The organism is Thauera sp. DNT-1, assembly GCF_055393985.1.
In genome coordinates, this window is the sequence record NZ_AP043752.1 from 200,468 (window position 1) to 218,496 (window position 18,029).

The window sequence follows — 18,029 nt, forward strand, 5'->3', positions numbered from 1 at the left end:
ATGGGACTCTTCGAGCGCTACCTCACCGTCTGGGTGGGGCTGGGCATCCTCGCCGGGGTGGGCCTCGGGCTGCTCGCGCCCGGGGCCTTCCAGGCCATCGCCGGGCTCGAGTTCGCGCAGGTGAACCTGGTGGTGGCGGTGTTCATCTGGGTGATGATCTACCCGATGATGATCCAGATCGACTGGCACGCCGTTCGCGATGTCGGCAAGAAGCCGCAGGGACTCGTCCTGACCCTGGTCGTGAACTGGCTGATCAAGCCCTTCACGATGGCGGCGCTCGGCGTGCTGTTCTTCCAGCACCTGTTCGCGCCCTGGGTGGATCCGGCTTCGGCCAGCGAGTACATCGCCGGCATGATCCTGCTCGGGGTGGCGCCGTGCACGGCGATGGTGTTCGTATGGAGCCAGCTGGTGAAGGGCGACCCCAACTACACCCTGGTGCAGGTGTCGGTGAACGATCTCGTCATGGTGTTCGCCTTCGCCCCCATCGCCGCCTTCCTGCTCGGGGTCACCGATCTCGTCGTGCCGTGGGAGACCCTGCTGTTGTCGACCGTGCTCTACGTGGTGCTGCCGCTGCTCGCCGGCATGGCGACGCGGCATGTGCTGGAGCGTCGCTCGGCGCAGGCGGTGGCCGGGTTCGTCGCTCGCCTCAAGCCCTGGTCCATCGTCGGTCTGATCGCCACCGTGGTGCTGCTGTTCGGTTTCCAGGCGCGCACCCTCGTGGAACAGCCGCTGGTGATCGGCCTGATCGCCGTGCCGCTGCTGGTGCAGAGCTACGGCATCTTCCTCATCGCCTATCTCGCCGCGAAGGTGATGAGGCTGCCGCACGAGGTCGCCGGCCCGGCCTGCCTGATCGGCACCTCGAATTTCTTCGAGCTCGCCGTGGCGGTGGCGATCTCGCTGTTCGGGCTGAATTCGGGTGCGGCGCTGGCGACCGTGGTCGGTGTGCTGGTGGAGGTGCCGGTGATGCTGTCGCTGGTGGCGATCGTCAATCGAACGCGGCATTGGTTTCCGTCCGCGGCAGGGCCGCAGGCGGCTCTCGACCGACCGGGTGGCGCGCGTGGCTGAGCGAGGCGTCGAGCCGCCGTGCACGGGAGCGCCGGCGTGACCGTCCCCTGCCTGCTCGACGCCTGGTCGGCGCACGAGGCCGAGCTCCTGCGCTACCTGCGCCATCACCTCCGCCAGCCGGGAGAGGCCGAGGACCTGCTCCACGACCTCTTCCTCAAGGCGGTGCGCCAGCGCGAGCGCTTCTGCGCCGTCGGCAACCCTCGTGCCTGGCTCTTCGCGGTGGCGCGCAACCTGGTGATCGACAACGCGCGACGCACGCACGCGAGCGTGCCCCTGCCGGACGATCTCGCCGCGCCGGCGCCCGACCTCGCGAGCGAGGACGGCCCGGCGCCGGTCGACCTGCTCTCGGCCTGCCTGCCGCGCGTCCTCGGCGAGCTCGCCGCGGAGGACCGCGAGGCGATCGAGCGCTGCGACATCGGCGGGATGACGCAGCAGGCTTTCGCCGAACTCGAGGGCCTGTCGCTGTCGGGCGCCAAGTCGCGCGTGCAGCGCGCACGGCAGAGGCTGCGCGCGCAGCTGCTGCGCGCCTGCCAGGTGCAGCTCGACGAGCACGGGAGGGTGTGCTGCTTCGTGCCGCGCCCGCCCCTCTAGCCCCCGCCTGCATCCCCCGCCTGCATCCCGCACCTGCGCCTGCATCCTTTTCACCACTCGTGCGTCTTCATGGTTGGAGCCGCTTGCCGGCGACCACGCAGGCGACTAGGTTTCGTCTTTAGGTCGATCCGATCGCATGGCGGGATGCAGGTTTCTCGAGCTGGAGTTCGTGTCATGGATGCGTTGTCTTCCTGGGTCCTCCCCGTCTTCTATGGCGGCTTGGGCAATCTGGCCGCCTATCTTGCGGCGCATGTGCTGCTGTGCCTGCTGCCGGCCTTCTTCATCGCCGGCGCGATGTCGGCGCTGATCCCGAAGGAGACCATCACCCGCTTCCTCGGGCGCAACTCCAGCAAGACCGTGTCCTACCCGGCGGCTGCCGCGGCGGGCTCGCTGCTGGCGGTGTGCTCGTGCACCATCGTTCCGCTCTTTGCCGGCATCTACAAGAAGGGCGCGGGCCTCGGCCCGGCGATCACCTTCCTGTTCTTCGCCCCGGCCGCCAACATCCTCGCGCTGGTCTACACCGGCGGCATCATCGGGCCCGACCTCGCCGTCGCGCGCTTCCTGCTGTCGCTCACCTTCGGCATCGGCATCGGCCTGATCATGGCGCTGCTCTTCCGTGCCGACGACGCCGCGCACGACCTCGCCACCGACAGCGCCTTCGGCGCGCAGGGGGCGGGGATGGGGCGGATGGCGCTGGTGTTCCTGTTCGTGTGGGTGGCACTGCTGCTGGCCGGCACGCTGAAGCTGGACGTGCTGACCGGGACCTACCTGAACTTCCAGCTTCCGATCGGCGACGCGCAGGGCTGGCAGGCCGCGCTCGACCGCCTGGTGCCCTACGACGCCGCCAAGGGCGAGGAGGGCGTGTCGGTGCAGGGCGTGGTGCTGATCGCGCTGCTGGCCTCGATCGGCTATGCCGCCTGGCGCGGCCTGGAGAACATCGCCGACGGCGCCAACGCGTGGACCTGGGTCAGCCTCGCGCTGATCGCGGCGACGCTGCTGGTGGCGGCGCTGGCGGTGCAGCCGGTGGATGGCGGGCTGCGCATCGGACTCACCGGCAAGTTCTTCGCCGTCGCCGCCGCGCTCGCGGCGCTGGCTTTCATCGTGCGCCATCGCCTGAGCGAGGACGAACTGCGCGACTGGCTGTGGGAATCCTGGCGCTTCGTGAAGCAGATCTTTCCGCTGCTGGTGGTCGGCGTGTTCGTGGTCGGCATGATCCGCGTGCTGATCCGCCCGGAGTGGATCGAGATGCTGGCCGGCACGAACTCGCTCACCGGCAACCTGGCCGGCGTGGTGTTCGGCGTGTTCATGTACTTCCCGACCCTGGTCGAGGTGCCGATCGCCAAGATGTTCCTCGAACTCGGCATGCACCGCGGCCCGCTGCTCGCCTACCTGATGTCCGACCCCGAGCTGTCGCTGCAGAGCATCCTGATCATCTCGGCGATCATCGGCCGCAGGAAGACCTTCACCTACGTCGGCCTGGTGGCGCTGTTCAGCGCCGCCGCCGGCCTCATCTACGGCGCCTGGATCGACGGCGCCTCCCTGTTCTCGCTCGCGCTTTACCTGGCGGGCTTCATCGCGGTGCTTGCGGTGTTGCTGGCGATCGCCAGCAGGCGCGCGACCGCCTCTACCCTCAAAGGAGTCTGATCATGCTCGACATCAAGGTTCTCGGCCCCGGCTGCGCCAACTGCCGCAAGCTCGAAGAGATCGTGCACGAGGCCCTCGCCGCCACCGGCGTGGAGGCGGAAGTCACCAAGGTCACCGACATGGGGCAGATCGTCGCCTACGACGTGCTGAAGACGCCCGGGCTGGTGATCAACGAGAAGCTGGTGTCGTCGGGGAGGATTCCGACCGCGGCGACGATCGCGGAGTGGATCCGCGCGGCGGGGTAGGCGCAGTGCTCGACATGCCGTAACGCGTCGAGCACGGCCTCTTCAGCGGATGAGCGCGGCCGCTCAGGCGGAGCCTTCCCCCGCCAGGCTCGCGCTGTCGATCACGAAGCGGTACTTCACGTCGCCCCTCAGCATGCGCTCGTAGGCCGCGTCGATCTGTTCGGCGCGGATCATCTCGATGTCGGCGACGATGCCGTGCTCGGCGCAGAAGTCGAGCATCTCCTGGGTTTCGAGGATGCCGCCGATCATCGAGCCGGCGAGCTTGCGGCGCTTCATGATGAGGTGGAAGACCTGTGGCGAGGGATGGGGCGAGGCCGGCGCGCCAACCAGGCTCATCGTGCCGTCGCGCTTGAGCAGCGCGAGATAGGCGTCGAGGTCGTGGGGGGCGGCGACGGTGTTCAGGATGAAGTCCAGCGACTTGCGGCGCGCCTTCATCGCGTCCTCGTCGCGCGACACCACGACCTCGTCGGCACCGAGGGCGAGCGCGGCCGCGCGCTTGGACTCCGAGGTGGTGAAGGCGACCACGTGCGCGCCCAGCGCGTGGGCGAGCTTGACGCCCATGTGGCCCAGTCCGCCGATCCCGACGATGCCCACCTTGTGGCCGGGGCCGACCTTCCAGTGGCGCAGCGGCGACCAGGTGGTGATGCCGGCGCACAGCAGCGGCGCGACCGCGGCGAGCTGGGCTTCGGGGTGGCGGATGCGCAGCACGTAGCGCTCATGCACCACGATGCGCTGCGAGTAGCCGCCCAGGGTGTGGCCGGGGGCGTCGGCAATGGGGCTGTTGTAGGTGCCGACCATGCCGTCGCAGTAGTTCTCCAGGCCGGCGTCGCAGTCCTCGCAGTGCTGGCAGCTGTCGACGATGCAGCCCACGCCGACGAGCTCGCCGGTCTTGAAGCCCTTCACGTGTGCGCCCACCGCCGACACGCGGCCGACGATCTCGTGGCCGGGCACGCAGGGGTAGAGCGTGCCCGGCCACTCCGAGCGCACCTGGTGGAGGTCGGAGTGGCATACGCCGCAGAAGGCGATCTCGATCTGCACGTCGTGCGCGCCGGGCGCGCGGCGGGTGATCTCCATGGCTTCGAGGGGCTGGTCGCCGGCATGGGCGCCATAGGCTTTGACGGTCATCGGGGGGGCCTCGGGTTGGGTTGCGGGATGATAACCAGAGAAAGCCTTCCGGCTCCGGTGTTGTCCCCAGCCGATGGGGAAAGGCATGTGGGCGGGGCTGTGGACAACCGCGCGCAAGCCGCGAGGCACAAGGGTTGCGGGCGATTGCCTCATTGTGAGGCAGAAGGCCCCCGCCACCTCCGGCGGGCCCGACGGTTCTTGCCGGAGCGAGGGGAGGCGGGATCGTGGCTTGCGGCCTGCGCGATCGTTGGCCCGCACGCCGTATCGCGACTCGCGTCGCTCCCACAGCCAGTGCCGCCGTGCCCGCTGGCCCGGCGGTTCTGCAGGAGCGACGCAAGTCGCGATGTCCACGTCTGTTCTACGGGACTGCGGCTTGGGGGCGCTCGGGTCGGCCGATGCCGTAGTAGTGCCAGCCGGCGGCGCGCAGGCGGTCCGGTGGGTACAGGTTGCGCCCGTCGGCGATGACCTTGGCCTGAAGCAGGGACGCCATCTCGTCGAAATCGGGCGCGCGGAACTGCTGCCACTCGGTGCAGATCGCCAGCGCGTCCGCGCCTTCGAGCACGCTGTACTTGTTGCTCGCCAGCGCCAGGTCGGCGCGCGGGCCATAGAGCCGCCGCATCTCGTCCATCGCCACCGGGTCGTAGGCCTGCACGCGCGCGCCGTGTTGCCACAGCGCCTCGATCAGGCTGCGGCTGGGGGCTTCGCGCAGGTCGTCGGTGTTGGGCTTGAAGGCGAGGCCCCAGACCGCGATCGTGCGTCCGGCGAGTCCGCCGGCGCCGCCGAAGTGGTCGGCGAGCTTGGCGAACAAGGTGTTCTTCTGGCGCTCGTTCACGGCCTCCACCGCCCGCAGCAGCGGCGCGTCGTAGCCTACCTGCTCGGCGATGCGACCGAGCGCCCGGACGTCCTTGGGGAAGCACGAGCCGCCATAGCCGCAGCCGGGGTAGATGAAGTGGTAGCCGATGCGCGGGTCGGCGCCGATGCCCTTGCGCACCTCCTCGATGTCGGCGTCGAGGCGCTCGGCGAGGTTGGCGAGCTCGTTCATGAGGCTGATGCGGGTGGCGAGCATCGCATTGGCGGCGTACTTGGTGAGCTCGGCGCTGCGCACGTCGGTGAACAGGGTGCGCTCGTGGTTGCGGTTGAAGGGCTCGTAGATCTCGCGCATGCGCTCCTGCGCGCGCGCCGAGCGGGTGCCGACGAGGATGCGGTCGGGCTTGAGGAAGTCGGCGACCGCCGCGCCCTCCTTGAGGAATTCGGGGTTGGAGACGACGTCGAAGGCGACCGTCTCGCCGCGCTCGGCGAGTACCTGCGCGATGCGCTCCTGCACCTTCCCGGCGGTGCCGACGGGTACGGTGGATTTGTTCACGATCACCCGGTAGCCCGGCATGTGACGGGCGATCTCCTCGGCGACCGCGAGCACGTACTGCAGGTCGGCTGAGCCGTCCTCGTCGGGCGGGGTGCCGACGGCGATGAACTGCACCTCGGCGTGGCGCACCGCCTCGGCCGCATCGGTGGTGAAGCGCAGGCGGCCCTCGGCGAGGTTGCGCTCGACGATCGGCTGCAGGCCGGGCTCCCAGATCGGGATGGTGCCGGCGCGCAGCTGGTCGATCTTGGCCTGGTCGACGTCCATGCACAGCACGTCGTGGCCGACTTCCGCGAGGCACGCGCCGCTGACCAGGCCGACGTAGCCGGTACCGAAAATGGCGAGCTTCATGAAGGACATCCCTGTTTGCGCGAATGCGCCAGAAGCTAGGGAGTCCGCGTGAAGCGGTCGTGAAGCTTGCGTGAAGGGGAGGTTGCGAAGCGCCCCGGGAGCGCGTCGGTCGCCGCATCGGCGGATTCGCGGCTTGCGCCGCTCCTACAAAGGATGCGTCGAGTTACGCGGGAGTGCCAGGCGCGAATTCGGCGGTCGGGCAACCGATGCAGCTCACCCTCCCGATCGCCGAATTCGCGCCTGCCGCCGCGCCTGCAGCTTAGTTCTGGATGGCTTCCAGCGAGACGGTGATGGTCACGTCGTCGCCCACGTGCGGGGCAAACTTGCCGGCGTTGAACTCGCTGCGCTTGATCACCGTGCTGGCGTTGGCGCCGATGGTGTCCTTCTTGAGCATCGGGTGCGGCATGGTGACGAAGTGGCTCACCTTCAGCGTCACCGGCTTGGTCACGCCCTTGATGGTCAGCTCGCCGTCGATGGTGGCCGGCTTGTCACCGTCGAAGCTCACCTTGGTCGACTTGAAGGTGGCGGTCGGGTACTTGGCGGTGTCGAGGAAGTCCTCGCCCTGGATGTGGCCGTTGAAGGTTTCGTAGCCGGTGTTTACCGACTTCATGTCGATGGTGATGTCGACCGCGCCGGTCTTCGCTTCCTTGTCCAGCGTCACGGTGCCGGTCGTCTTGTCGAACTTGGAGAGCTGGGTCGACAGGCCGAAGTGGCTGTACGAGAAGCTCGGGAAGGTGTGGGTGCCATCGACGACGTAGGTCTGGGGCGCGGCCAGCGCGGGCGAGGCGGCAGCGGCGGAGACGAGGAGGGCGGCGGTGAGGCGGGCGATACGGTTCATGTGGTGGTCCTTTGTGGAGGGCAGATGGGTGGAACGGAAGGGTTGGAACGATGGCGCGGGAACGATGCTGCCCGGCTGCCGCGGCTCAGCGTGCCGCGGCGGTGATGCGGAAGCGGATCACGACGTCGTTGGCGACCACGTCGAAGGCCTTCCAGGCGCCTTCGCCGATCGAGAAGTCGCCGCGCCGGATGGTCAGGGCGCCCTCGAAGACGCCGCTGCCGCCCTGCGGGGTGAAGGTGGCGGGGACCACGACGTCCTTCGTCGTGCCCTTGATGGTGAGCTTGCCGGCGACCTCGTACTGGTTGCCGCCGAGCGGTTTCACCGTGCTCGACTCGAAGCGCGCGACCGGGAAGCCCTTGGTGTCGAACCAGGTCTTGCGGGCGACCTCGTCGTCGCCTTCCTCGCTGCCGGTGTCGACGCTGGCGAGCTCGACCTCGATGCGGGCCGAGGCGGTTTGTGGCGCGGCGGGATCGAAGCGCAGCGCGCTGGCGAACTTGCCGAAGGTGCCCTGCATCGCCACCCCCATCTGCTGGTAGTCGAAGGCGATGCGGCTCTTGTCGGGCTGGACCTCGCCGTATTCCACCGCGTGGGCGGTGGTCGCGGCGAAGGCGAAGGAGGCGAGCAGGGCGAGGGCGATGCGTTTCATGGCGCGGGTTCCTGTGTGCGATGGAGGAGGCCGGTTCAGCCCCGGCGGCGCGGCAGCATGCGGGTCAGCACGTCGTCGCGGTCGATGAAGTGATGCTTGAGCGCGGCGCCGACGTGGCCGAGCAGTACGGCGATCAGCGTGAAGTTGAGCGCCACGTGCACGGTCTCGAGCAGATTGCCGAGCGCCTTGTCCTTGGCGAGCAGGTCGGGCAGCGGCAGCACGCCGAACCACACCGTCTGGAAGCCCTTGGCCGAGCTCATCAGCCAGCCGCTGAGCGGGATCGCGAGCATCAGCAGGTACAGCAGGTGGTGGCCCGCATGCGCGGCCAGGCGCTCGATGGCCGGCATGTGCGCGGGCAGCGCCGGCGGGCGGTGGCCGATCCGCCAGGCCAGGCGCACCAGCACGAGCAGGAACACCGTCACGCCCGCCCACTTGTGCCAGGAGTAGAGCTCCAGCTTGGTGGGCGACAGGTCCAGACCCGTCATGTAGAAGCCGAATCCGAGCATGCCGAAGATCATCAGCGCGATGAGCCAGTGCAGCAGCTTGGCGGTGGCGGTGTAGTGCGTGTCCATGTGCTTGGTCCTTCGGTCGTCGATCGGGGGCGCCGGCCAGATGTTCGTGCTGGTTGCACTTTAGACTCATCCACAAGGCTTAAACAGCCGAAGTCGGGCAAAGGTTCGTTGCTGATTTGGCAACAATTGAGCCTGTTTTCCGCTGAGGCCGGGCCTCGGGTTGCGCGATTCGCTCCCTCCGAGCGGGGGATGGGGTCGGGTCGCTTTCACCTCCCGCCCTCTCCGCGAATCAGAAGATCGTCTCCCCCAGCTGCCTGATCATCGCCGCCGGATCCACCTCGGGGACCTGGAACTCGAGGTCGTCGAGGGAGAGGTCGAAGGGTTCTCCCTCACGGTAGGTCACGGGGAAGCGAATGCCGAACTCGAGGCCAGAGCCGAGCTCATAGGCGGCGAGCTCGATGCGCTCGTCGTAGAGGCTGGCGCCGAGCACGGTGACGGCGACGTAGCCGGAAACGTCGAAGCGGAAGCGCGGTTGCGCGTGGAGCGCGGCCTCGGCGTCGATCTCGAGGCCGCGCGAGGGCATCCAGTCGATGCGCACGCCAGCCTCGGCAGCCCCTGCGATGCCGAGGGCGCCGCCGATCTCGAGGCCCCCGGTGGCACTGGCGCCGGTGATGCCGAGGCCGACGCCGGCACGCGCGCCGAGCCGCAGGCCTGCCTGCGCCGGAACCTCGAGGTGGGCCTCGCCGGTGACGTGGGTGTCATCCTCGTGTGCGGGGTTGTATTCGATGCGGACAGCGAGCCGGTCCAGTGCCCCGGGGCCGACGCTGGCGTTGGCACTGAGATTGCCGCCGACCTCGGCGACCACGCCGGGGACGATGGGGATCTGCGTCGACATGCCGAACAGGCGCTTGTCGTACTCCAGCCGGGAGAAGATCTCCAGCGAAGCGGGCAGGGCGATCTCGCCGGACACGGTGAGCTCGCCGTCGGGAGCGACCCGCAGGCCCGCGCTGCCCTGCAGCCAGGGGGCGATCCGCACGGTCGCGGAGCCGCTGCCGTAGACCACGATGGGCGCATCCGGAGCGCTGGGCGGGCCGCCGGGGCTCCCGTCCGCAGCGACGGCGCGGTTGGTGGCGCCGACGCTGAGCTGGCCGGAGAGCATGCCGCGGCGGAAGGCGCCGGAGAAGCGCGCGTCGAAGGCGCCGTCCGCATAGGTGACGGCGAGCTCCGCGTCGACGCCGGGGATCGCAGGCTGAGCGGTGCCGCTCGCCGCGACCTTCCACTCGCCGTCGGTCTGCGCGCATTCGACGTGCAGGGTGCCGGAGCGGATGGCGGGGTTGGTGGCGAGGGCGACGTCGCCCGCGAGCTCGAGTCCGCCCTCGCCCTGGCGGATCGCGATCGAGGCCTGGCTGAGACCGGGCACGGAGAGTTCGGCACTGCCGTTGAACGACCAGCGCCCTTCATCGACACGGACCGAGGCGGTCGCGCTGCGGATGCCACGGATCTTGTCCGGGGTATCGATGCCGATCGTGCCTTCGGCGCCCAGGCGACCATCACGCCACCAGGCGCGAACGCGAGCGCGGTCGAAGAGGGCGGGATCGAAAGTGAAGCCGCCCTCGAAGGCGACGCCCCCGCCGGTCGAGACCGAAGCGCCGAGCTCGCCGCTGCCTGCCCCCTCGATCGAATACAGGATGTCGCCTCCCACGCCCAGTCCGCGGGTGGTCGAATAGAAGACGCTGACCCAGGCGTCGTCGATCGTCGTGCGCGGGATCGGCAGGCTGACCTGTTCCGGACCGTAGTCGAGCGCGAAGCCGAGCTCGCGTCCGCGCAGTTGCACCGTCAGCGGAGCTGCGAGGATGGGGATCGAGGGCGTGAGCGTGCCCTCGGCGTACAGCTCGCCGTCTTCGGTGGAGATGCGGGTGAAACTCACCGGGCTGAGATGGCGGTACTCGAGATCGAGGCCGGGAAGCGCCGACGGGTAGCCGCGGTACTCGCCATCGCCCTGGAGCGAGATCGTGATCGCAGGATTGGCGGGTTGCCAGTCGGCGGGCAGGTCCCATTCTGCCGAGAGCGTGCCGACGGGGCCGTCGGGCGTGCCGGTAAGGTCGGTGAGCGCGATCGCCGTGATGCGCAGGCCGGCGAGCGCGCGGGCCTGGGTGGCGCCGATCGTGGGCGCGGCACCGGGGCTGTGGCGGAAGCGGCCCACGGCGATGCCGCCGGGGGCGGCGCTGAGGATGAACTCCTCGGCGCTGCCGGCGCGGTCGCCGTCTTCGGCGGCGGTGGGGGCGCTCGCGGTGCCGAGGGTGTGGGCCTGCTCGATCTCGGCCCTGGTCCACCACGCCGAGCCCGTCGCCGCCGAGCCCGCGCCGGTTGCTGCGACGCTGGTGAAGACGAGGTCGTGTCCGCGCAGGAAGCCTGCTCGGTCGGGTCGAGGCTCCAGGGTATCGAGGAAGCCGTCGAGCTTGCGATAGATGCTGCTGCGGATCGTGCCGCCCGAGCTCGAGTTCGAGGGCTGGTCGAGGAGCTCCATGTTCTCGACGCTGTTGCCCACCCCCGAGCCCATCTGGCCGGAGACCTGCAGTTCGACGATGTGGTCGACCTGGAAATCGCGCCTGCGGCCCTCGCGGTCCCATTCGGGGATGCGCAGCAGGGTCTGCAGCTCGGACAGGCGTTTCGACGTCGTACGTGCGCCGCGATGCAGTTTCAGGCGTACGCGGCCGCTGGGGTCGGCGGGAACCGGGATGCCGCGTTCGGTCAGGCGTTCGCGCACGGCGTCGGCGCCGACCTCGACCTGGCGGCTCCATACCGAGCGCTGGTCGGCGCCCTCGCGTCCGTAGCCACGCACGCGCTTGAGCTGGTGCGCCTGCGCGAGGCCGCTGTAGAGCGGCAGGTGGCGCGCCTTCACCGCGGGGATCTCGAGGCGATCCAGTGCGGCGAGGGCGGCAGCGCTGCGCTCGGTCTCGTGGTAGCGGGCCGGAGGGGGCGGTTCGATCGCGCGCGCGAGTGTCGCCGCGGCCTGGCCATCCTGCTGCACGACGTGGGCGAGTTCGTGCGCGAGGAGGTGACGCCCCTCCTCGGTGTCGGAGGCGACGGTGCCCGGTGCGAGGTAGATGTCGCGCCCCGACGTGAACGCGCGTGCGCCGAGCGCAGCGGTGAGGCGCGCCGCTTCGGCGTCCGAATGGAGGCGCACGTCGGCGAAGTCGCGACCGAAGTGGTCCTCGAACGGGGCGCGGGCATCGGCCGGCAGCGGATCGCCGCGCCCGCGGCGCGCTTCGACACGGCCGGCGGCATAGGCGGGAAGGCGCGCGGAGGGCGAGGTCGCGTCGGCGGAGGCGGATGCGGGTGGGGGGGTGGAGCCGACGTTCGCAGCCGAGGACGCGCCCGCGCTGTCTTCGGTGCTGCGGGTCGGTACTGGCGCGGGGGCCGAGTCCGGCGTCGGATGGGGCGAGTTCGTCGGGGCGACGGCGGCGGCGTGCGCCTCGGCCTCGCGCTCGATGTTCTCGCCGGGCTGGCTCACGCGTGCGGGGGGACGTGCGTAGGCCGGCATGGACGGTGGAGGCAGGCGGCTCGCGGCCGTCGCGGGTGCCGCCGGGCCGGCACGGCCGCTCGTGGCTGCAGGTCGGGTGGCCGGCGCGGGCCTTTCGGCAGGCCGGTGCGCGAGCTTAGGCGACGGCGCTTCCATCGTCGTTGCCCGGGGTGGTACCCGGCACCGGGTTGGCGGGGCCGGCGCCGGGAGCCGGCCGGGCCGGGGCCGGCACCGGCCAGTCGCCCGGTGGCGAGGGGGCGCCGCATTCCATTGCAACTTGCCATTTCGGCTTGTGCAATCCCAGCGCCCAGGGCGACTGCGCGGTGACGCTGGCGAGTGCGTGATGGAAGGTCGCGTAGTGTTGCGGACGCACCTCGTTGCCGAAGGACATGATGCCGCCGTTGTGTTCCTTGATCGCACCGGGCAGATGGACGCCGTTGGCGTCGGTCATCGCCCGGGTCATCGCGTCGTGGTCCACCGGGTCGCCGACGCGGGTGGCGCCGGTGACGTACTCGTCGTCCAGGCCGAAGGCGTGTCCCCACTCGTGGGCCGCCGTCACCATCCGCCCGCCGCCATCGACGACGAGGTCGGCGCGCTGGTCGCTGGCGCGTCGGGGCTGCGTCGGATCGGCCTCGGCCTCGCCGCGCGCGCGGATGTGCACACGGTTGGCGGTGTTCGCGAAGCCGTGGCGCTCGAGATGCGTGCGCACGGCCTCGGCGCGCCGTCGCGAGAGGTCGACGTTGTAGTGCTCGCTGCCGGCGGCGCTGGTGTGGCCGACGATCTCGACGCGCACCTCCTGGTGGGCAGCGTTGCCGACTGCACCGTTGAAGCGTGCGATGAAGCCGTTGAGCGTTGCGATCGCGGTGCCCGTGAGCGCGTCCGAGTCGTAGTCGAACTCGACGGACTGGCGCAGCAGGTCGTACTCCTTGGGGCCGGCCGTGGTGCTGGCGAGCCGCATCGTCTGGTCGGCAGGGTCGGTCGTGCTGCCCGAACCGACCTCGTGCGAGATGTCGAAGCTGCGCAGGCTCTCGCCTGGCGGGGTCTTGTAGATCTCCACGACGAGGTGGTCGGTGGCCGCCTTCGCGCGCTGGCCGATGTCGAGGTCCACGCGCACTTCGGCACCGAGCCAGTTCCATCGTGGCCTGTTGAGGAAGAAGCTGTGCCGGCCGCCCCAGGTCGTCTCGATCAGCGATTCCAGGCGGACGAGCCAGGGCGCCTGCTCCGCAGGCGTCCACTGGTAGCGTGCGAGCAGCGCATTGCGCACCACGGCGACCGGGATCGCGTTCATCCGGCTGGCGAGCGTGCGGATCTCCGGCGTGGCGGGGAGGTCGGGGTGCGGCGCGATCACGCCCGCGTTCCGCACCAGGGTGTCCTTGAACTGTGCGGCCACGCCTTGCTCGATCGCGAGCACGCCGTCGCCCGCGAGCGGGTCGGCACGGTACTGGGCATCGAAGCCGCCGATGCCGCCCGCGCCGACGATGCCCCGGGGCGCTGCAGGGTAGGGGCCGGCCGTCGCCCATTGCGCCGACGCGTCGAGCTCTCGACGGCAGCCCGCCATCGGATCGACGGGTGCGCGGCTGTCACCGAAGAGCGTGTCCCAGAAATCGCGCTGCAGCTTGGGCGCGGCACTCTGCGGGCCGCCGGCATCGGCCTGCTGGCCGACGTGGGCGAACTCGTGGGCGAGCAGCTCGAGGCCGGTGTCGCTCGCAGGGGCGTAGCTGCCGGCGCAAAAATAGACGTCGTTGCCGACCGTGAAGGCGCGTGCCTGCATGCTGGCGCACATCGAGTCGGCTTCGGCGTCGGTGTGGATCCGCACCGCGGACAGGTCGCGACCGAGTCGGGTCTCGAGCTGTGCCCGCAGGCCGGGGTCGAGGGGCGCGCCCTGGCCGCGGCGTGCGGCGATGCGTTGTTCGGTCGCGACGGGCACGTGATGGGGGCCCGCGTCCGCACCCTTCGTGGCGGAAGCCGGGGCAGTCCCCGCAGCGCTCCCTGGCCGGGTCTCGCGCATCAGCCTGGGGGCGAGGGTCGGCTTTCGCGGTGGGGTGATCGCCGGTTCGAGGCTCCCGTGCGGAGCCTCGCCGCTGCAGTCCCTGCACTCCCGCCCGGAAGCGCTGCGGGCCGGCGTGCGCAGGGCGCGGGAGACCTCGCCCGCGATGCGGTCGGCCTCGCGCTCCTCGGCGTCCTGCGGTTGGCTGACGGCGAGCCGGGCCTGCAGGTAGCCGGGCGCACCCGGGCGTTTGCCGGCGGCGCTGTGCGGGGTCCGCTCGGTCACGGCCTCGCCGGCGTGGTCCTGTCGGCTGGCAGGAGCGGTGGCCGCGGACGCGGGGGGGCTGTCCGGCGACTTGTGGGCAGGAGCCGTCTTGTCTGCCGGCGCGAGGCGTTGCGCGGTGGCGGTGGGGTGGTTCATGGCGCACTCCGTGCGTTCAGGAGCTGGGGTGGAGGTGTGCGGCCGATCTTGCGGTACTCCTCGAGCAGCGCCGCCACCAGCCGTTCCGCGGCGATCGGGCGGGCCGGGGCGCCGGCGCCCGCGTCCCCGACCGGATCGAGCGCGGCCGCCTGCAGCACGGCGTTGCGGATGTGGCCGCCGGGGAGCGTGCAATAGCTGGCAAGCTGCCGGCATAGCGCGGCGTCGGGGGCGCGTCCTCCGAGATGCGACTCCCAGAGGCGCAGGCGTTCGTTCGCGCCCGGCGGAGGAAAATCGATGATCACGTCGAAGCGACGGGTGAAGGCGCTGTCGATGCGGCCGCGATTGTTGCTCGTCAGCACGACGATGCCTGGGTGCTGTTCAATGCGTGTGAGGAGGAAGTTGGTGAGCATGTTGGCGTAACGCTCGCCGGTCTCCTTGCCCTCGCCGCGGCGGCCGAAGAGGGCGTCCGCTTCATCGACCAGCAGGATCACGTCCAGAGCCGCGGCTTCGTCCAGCAGGCGTCCGAGGTTCTTCTCGGACTCTCCGATGTACTTGTTCATCACCGCGGACAGGTCCACGCGGAAGAGCGGTGCGCCGAGGATGGTCGCCAGCCGGCTTGCGGCGAGCGTCTTGCCGGCTCCGCTCTCGCCGCAGAACAGCGCCCGCACGCCGCGTGCCGGCTCGGCAAGACTGCTGCCGAGGCCGTCCGAGAGCGTTTCGCGCTGGCGGCAGCGCGCAACCAGGGCCGCGAAACGCTCGAGCAGGTCGTCGGGCAGCACCAGCGCATCGTGGGGCACTTCGCGTGCCACCGGCTGCGCGAGCTGGCGCAGGCGCTCGCTGCCGAAGCCGGCGCGCGCCCGGCGCAGGTGGCCGAGGCCGGGCGCCTCGCCGCGCACCCTGGCGTCGAGGCGCATGCGCCCGGCGAGGGTGCGCACGCTCGGGCCGTCAAGGAGCGCATGCTCGGCGAAGCTGCGCAGGCGGTCCTCGTCGAGGCAGGGGCTGCCGTCCCCGTCCTCGCTGGCGAGGGCTTCGCGCCAGGCCTCGCGGCGTTCCTGGGCGCTGAGCGGGGGAAGGTCGATCTCGATCAGTGCGGACGCCTCGATCGCGCCGTCGCGGCCGCCGACCAGCAACATGGGGACGGCGAGCGCGGGATGCTCGGGAAGGACGTGGCGTTCGCCGGGCCCGAGCTCGAGCGTCAGCACCGGCAGCCAGCCTGCATAGCGGCAGGCGGCGGCGAGGGCGGGCTGGCGTGTCCAGGTCGCCGCCTCCATTTGCAGCGGCGGGCGTCCCGCCGCCGCTGCCAGGCGCGCGGCGGCGGCAAGTCCGGCCGCGCGTGCGCCGCGGAACATCACGTGGCGGGTGGCGCCGCAGCGCAGCATGGTCGCGAGCGTGGGGATCTGTTCGCGGAAGCCGCGCGGCAGCATGGTGTCGCCATCGGCGAGCGGCGCGGTGTCGCGCCACGCGGTGGGGTCGCCGCAGAGCAGCGCCCACAGCTCGGGGGCAACCGCCAGGCTGCGGGTGGGCATCGGCCCCTCGCCCACGATCTCGAGGACCCCCGCCCGCACGAGGCGGTGGTTGGGCAGCGCGAGGGGCGCGAGCGGAGCGCCGAACAAGGCCGCGCTCGCGGCGGAGAGGAGATGAAGGCCGGGGCGGAGCGCACCGGGCGACTGCAACTCGGCGAGCGCCAGGTTGAGCAGGTAGCTCGACTCGTTCTCGCCGCACAGCGCCATGGCGAACCACTCGTGCAGCTGCAGCTTCAGGTCGGCAAGCAGGCGCCCGAGGGGGCCGTGCAGCTCCGGCGCGGCTTGCGCGAGTGCGATGCAGGCGGCTCGCCAGTCCTGAGGCGGGGTACCGAGCAGGGTGGCGAGGTCTTCGCCCCCCTGACTCGCCGCAAGCGCCTCGAAGACCGCGGACGGGGCGCCGAGGCTGAGGCGGGCGAACTCGGCGATGCCGGCATGGACGAAGGCGCGTGACAGGCGCGCGCCCTCGCTCGCCGGGGCGGATTCCGGGCGCAGGCTGGCGGGGGCGTTCATGGTGAGGATCCTCCGCGATCGGCGGCATCGCTGCGGTCGTAATGAAAGCGCACCACCCGCCCTAGCCAGGGCAGCCAGCCAGGGTCGAGGTCGAGGCCGCCCCGACGCAGCTCCAGGTCGACCTCGGCGAGGCGCAGGTGGACGTCGACATGGCTCGGACTTGCGCGCACGCGAGCGGGGCGCTCGGCGCGCAGCGCGCGCAGGGCCGCGTCACCGACGTGACGCAGCACGGCCCGGTCGACCGCGACGGGATCGGCGCGCGCGGGCAGCTTCGCAAGGCCCGCAAGCTTGGCGACGGGGTCTTGCTCGCCCTCCAGTGCGCAGGCCTCGGCCAGGAAGCCGGCGAGCGGGGCGTCGGGAGCGAGCTCGAGCCGGAGCGCGAGACGGACGAGTTCGCGCCAGCCGGCGTGGGGTTCGTGCAGGGTGCCCCGCCAGGCGCGCAATCCCGGATGGTTCAGCACGTTGAGCAGGAAAAAAAGCCCGCCGCGGCCGGTGTGGAAGTCGACCTCGGCCTGCGTCGCCGTCACCGTCACCGCGAACGGGTCGGTGACTTCGCTCGGGGCTCCTGCCCGGGGCGGAGCGGCGGGGCGCGCGTTTACCGCAGCGATGGCGCGGGGAGAGGCTCCGACGCGGATGGAAGCGGGGGGTGCGAACCCTCGGGAGGCGGGGGAGCCGGCGGGTATCGAACCTGCACCGGCGTCGCGCCGCCGTCTGGCGTCGGGTAGGTCCCCGCCTGCAGTGCGCGCGCGACCAGGTCCGGATGCCCGTGCCGTCGCCGACTCCGCATCCTGCCCGCCGCCGAGTTCCGCCAGGGCTGCGGCCGCGCCGCGCAGGACCTCGCCCCCCTGCGGTCCCGCCAGCGCTGCGGGGGTACAGCGCCACAAGGTGAGCAGGGCCTCCAGCACGACGAGCGGATCGCTGGCGGGCAGCGTGCCATGCGCCGCCGCGCCGGGCGGGGCTGGCCGGCGCGGCGAACCCGCCCTTGTCGCCGCCGGCCCGGTGGGCGGGGGCGACGGGCCGGGCTCGGGGCCTGGGCGGATTTCGTCTCCGGATATGCGCTCATGGTGGGCTTGGGCCTCCGTCATGAGGTCCGCGCCGCTCCCTGCCGCCTCCGCGGCACGAGAAGCGAGCGCGTCCGAGATGGCGCCGTGCCAGCCGGTCGCGGCCCCGATCGCGCGCAGGAGGCTGCGTGCCGCGGCGGCATCGAGACGGCACCACAGGGTCGGCAGGCACGCGCGCAGCGGCGGGTGCTCGAGCAGCGCGGGGAGTGCGAGGGCATCCTCGCCGAGCAGCTCGGCAAGCGCGGTCGCGGTGGGGTGGGCGAGAAGGGCCGCTCGATGACGCCATAGCCAGCGGCGTGCGGCGGTGCCGGCGAGGAGGTCGCGAACGAGGCAGGCGCGGTAGTCGCGTGCGTCGCGAAAGCGCACCACCTCGGCGCCATCGGCGCCCGGAGTCCACGGATCGACCGCCCGGCCGGCAAGCTGTCCGGCAAGCGCAGCGGCGCGCGCGGGCAGCTCGGTGCCAGTGCCGCCGACGGCGATGCGCCGCACGACGAGGATCGCTTCCTCGTCGGGCCAGCGCGCGCGGGCGAGTGCGGGCGGCAGGGTCGCGCGTGCGTGCGCGATCGCCGTGGCGCTGCCGCGCAGCGTCAGGCGACCGATGTGGAGGTCGGCGAGCGCGATCATCGGG

General features: G+C 71.2%; 13 protein-coding genes. 4 read left to right on the plus strand and 9 right to left on the minus strand.

Annotated elements, in window-relative coordinates; genetic code table 11:
- The 4 genes from arsB (at position 1) to ACZ5PP_RS00935 (ending at position 3,545) form a co-directional block, all read left to right on the plus strand.
- A complete protein-coding gene (gene arsB, locus ACZ5PP_RS00920; RefSeq protein ID WP_004308547.1) occupies positions 1 to 1,065 on the plus strand; it encodes an ACR3 family arsenite efflux transporter in 1,065 nt (354 codons plus the stop codon).
- Between the two features lie 36 nt (positions 1,066 to 1,101).
- The gene (locus ACZ5PP_RS00925; RefSeq protein ID WP_287471315.1) at positions 1,102 to 1,656 is read left to right on the plus strand and encodes a sigma-70 family RNA polymerase sigma factor; all 555 of its coding nucleotides are present in this window, start codon (positions 1,102 to 1,104) and stop codon (positions 1,654 to 1,656) included.
- 174 nt (positions 1,657 to 1,830) lie between these two features.
- Positions 1,831 to 3,300, plus strand: coding sequence for a permease (locus ACZ5PP_RS00930; protein ID WP_464826592.1), 1,470 nt, complete (start codon positions 1,831 to 1,833; stop codon positions 3,298 to 3,300).
- A gap of 2 nt (positions 3,301 to 3,302) precedes the next feature.
- A complete protein-coding gene (locus ACZ5PP_RS00935; protein ID WP_004308552.1) occupies positions 3,303 to 3,545 on the plus strand; it encodes a thioredoxin family protein in 243 nt (80 codons plus the stop codon).
- 63 nt (positions 3,546 to 3,608) lie between these two features.
- On the opposite strand, the gene ACZ5PP_RS00940 is transcribed toward ACZ5PP_RS00935, so the two are convergent.
- The 9 genes from ACZ5PP_RS00940 to ACZ5PP_RS00980 all read right to left on the minus strand — a co-directional run bounded on the left by ACZ5PP_RS00940 (position 3,609) and on the right by ACZ5PP_RS00980 (position 18,025).
- On the minus strand, positions 3,609 to 4,670 hold the full coding sequence (locus ACZ5PP_RS00940) for an NAD(P)-dependent alcohol dehydrogenase (RefSeq protein WP_464826593.1): 1,062 nt from the start codon (positions 4,668 to 4,670) through the stop codon (positions 3,609 to 3,611).
- Positions 4,671 to 5,028: 358 nt separating this feature from the next.
- Positions 5,029 to 6,381, minus strand: coding sequence for a UDP-glucose dehydrogenase family protein (locus ACZ5PP_RS00945; RefSeq protein ID WP_004308556.1), 1,353 nt, complete (start codon positions 6,379 to 6,381; stop codon positions 5,029 to 5,031).
- 259 nt (positions 6,382 to 6,640) lie between these two features.
- On the minus strand, positions 6,641 to 7,219 hold the full coding sequence (locus tag ACZ5PP_RS00950; RefSeq protein ID WP_004308558.1) for a YceI family protein: 579 nt from the start codon (positions 7,217 to 7,219) through the stop codon (positions 6,641 to 6,643).
- Between the two features lie 85 nt (positions 7,220 to 7,304).
- Positions 7,305 to 7,865: a YceI family protein gene (locus ACZ5PP_RS00955; RefSeq protein ID WP_004308560.1), complete on the minus strand. Its 561-nt coding sequence runs from the start codon at positions 7,863 to 7,865 to the stop codon at positions 7,305 to 7,307.
- 35 nt (positions 7,866 to 7,900) lie between these two features.
- Entirely contained in the window at positions 7,901 to 8,437 is a 537-nt protein-coding gene (locus tag ACZ5PP_RS00960; protein WP_004308561.1) for a cytochrome b, read from the minus strand.
- 229 nt (positions 8,438 to 8,666) lie between these two features.
- Complete coding sequence (locus ACZ5PP_RS00965) at positions 8,667 to 11,921, minus strand: eCIS core domain-containing protein (protein ID WP_464826594.1); 3,255 nt, start codon at positions 11,919 to 11,921, stop codon at positions 8,667 to 8,669.
- Between the two features lie 115 nt (positions 11,922 to 12,036).
- On the minus strand, positions 12,037 to 14,307 hold the full coding sequence (locus ACZ5PP_RS00970; protein WP_464826595.1) for an eCIS core domain-containing protein: 2,271 nt from the start codon (positions 14,305 to 14,307) through the stop codon (positions 12,037 to 12,039).
- A complete protein-coding gene (locus ACZ5PP_RS00975; RefSeq protein ID WP_464826596.1) occupies positions 14,304 to 16,340 on the minus strand; it encodes an ATP-binding protein in 2,037 nt (678 codons plus the stop codon). The genes ACZ5PP_RS00970 and ACZ5PP_RS00975 overlap by 4 nt, the downstream gene beginning before the upstream one ends.
- Positions 16,337 to 18,025 (minus strand): hypothetical protein, encoded by a 1,689-nt coding sequence (locus ACZ5PP_RS00980; RefSeq protein WP_464826597.1) that lies wholly within the window; start codon positions 18,023 to 18,025, stop codon positions 16,337 to 16,339. Before ACZ5PP_RS00980 ends, ACZ5PP_RS00975 begins: the two co-directional genes overlap by 4 nt.
- Between the last annotated feature and the right edge of the window lie 4 nt (positions 18,026 to 18,029).

Bases quoted from the DNA above. Each gene is read 5' to 3' on its own strand.
- arsB (WP_004308547.1), top strand. From the start codon at position 1: ATGGGACTCTTCGAGCGCTACCTCACCGTCTGGGTGGGGCTGGGCATC.
- ACZ5PP_RS00930 (WP_464826592.1), top strand. From the start codon at position 1,831: ATGGATGCGTTGTCTTCCTGGGTCCTCCCCGTCTTCTATGGCGGCTTG.
- ACZ5PP_RS00935 (WP_004308552.1), top strand. From the start codon at position 3,303: ATGCTCGACATCAAGGTTCTCGGCCCCGGCTGCGCCAACTGCCGCAAG.
- ACZ5PP_RS00940 (WP_464826593.1), bottom strand. From the start codon at position 4,670: ATGACCGTCAAAGCCTATGGCGCCCATGCCGGCGACCAGCCCCTCGAA.
- ACZ5PP_RS00945 (WP_004308556.1), bottom strand. From the start codon at position 6,381: ATGAAGCTCGCCATTTTCGGTACCGGCTACGTCGGCCTGGTCAGCGGC.
- ACZ5PP_RS00950 (WP_004308558.1), bottom strand. From the start codon at position 7,219: ATGAACCGTATCGCCCGCCTCACCGCCGCCCTCCTCGTCTCCGCCGCT.
- ACZ5PP_RS00955 (WP_004308560.1), bottom strand. From the start codon at position 7,865: ATGAAACGCATCGCCCTCGCCCTGCTCGCCTCCTTCGCCTTCGCCGCG.
- ACZ5PP_RS00960 (WP_004308561.1), bottom strand. From the start codon at position 8,437: ATGGACACGCACTACACCGCCACCGCCAAGCTGCTGCACTGGCTCATC.
- ACZ5PP_RS00965 (WP_464826594.1), bottom strand. From the start codon at position 11,921: ATGCCGGCCTACGCACGTCCCCCCGCACGCGTGAGCCAGCCCGGCGAG.
- ACZ5PP_RS00970 (WP_464826595.1), bottom strand. From the start codon at position 14,307: ATGAACCACCCCACCGCCACCGCGCAACGCCTCGCGCCGGCAGACAAG.
- ACZ5PP_RS00975 (WP_464826596.1), bottom strand. From the start codon at position 16,340: ATGAACGCCCCCGCCAGCCTGCGCCCGGAATCCGCCCCGGCGAGCGAG.
- ACZ5PP_RS00980 (WP_464826597.1), bottom strand. From the start codon at position 18,025: ATGATCGCGCTCGCCGACCTCCACATCGGTCGCCTGACGCTGCGCGGC.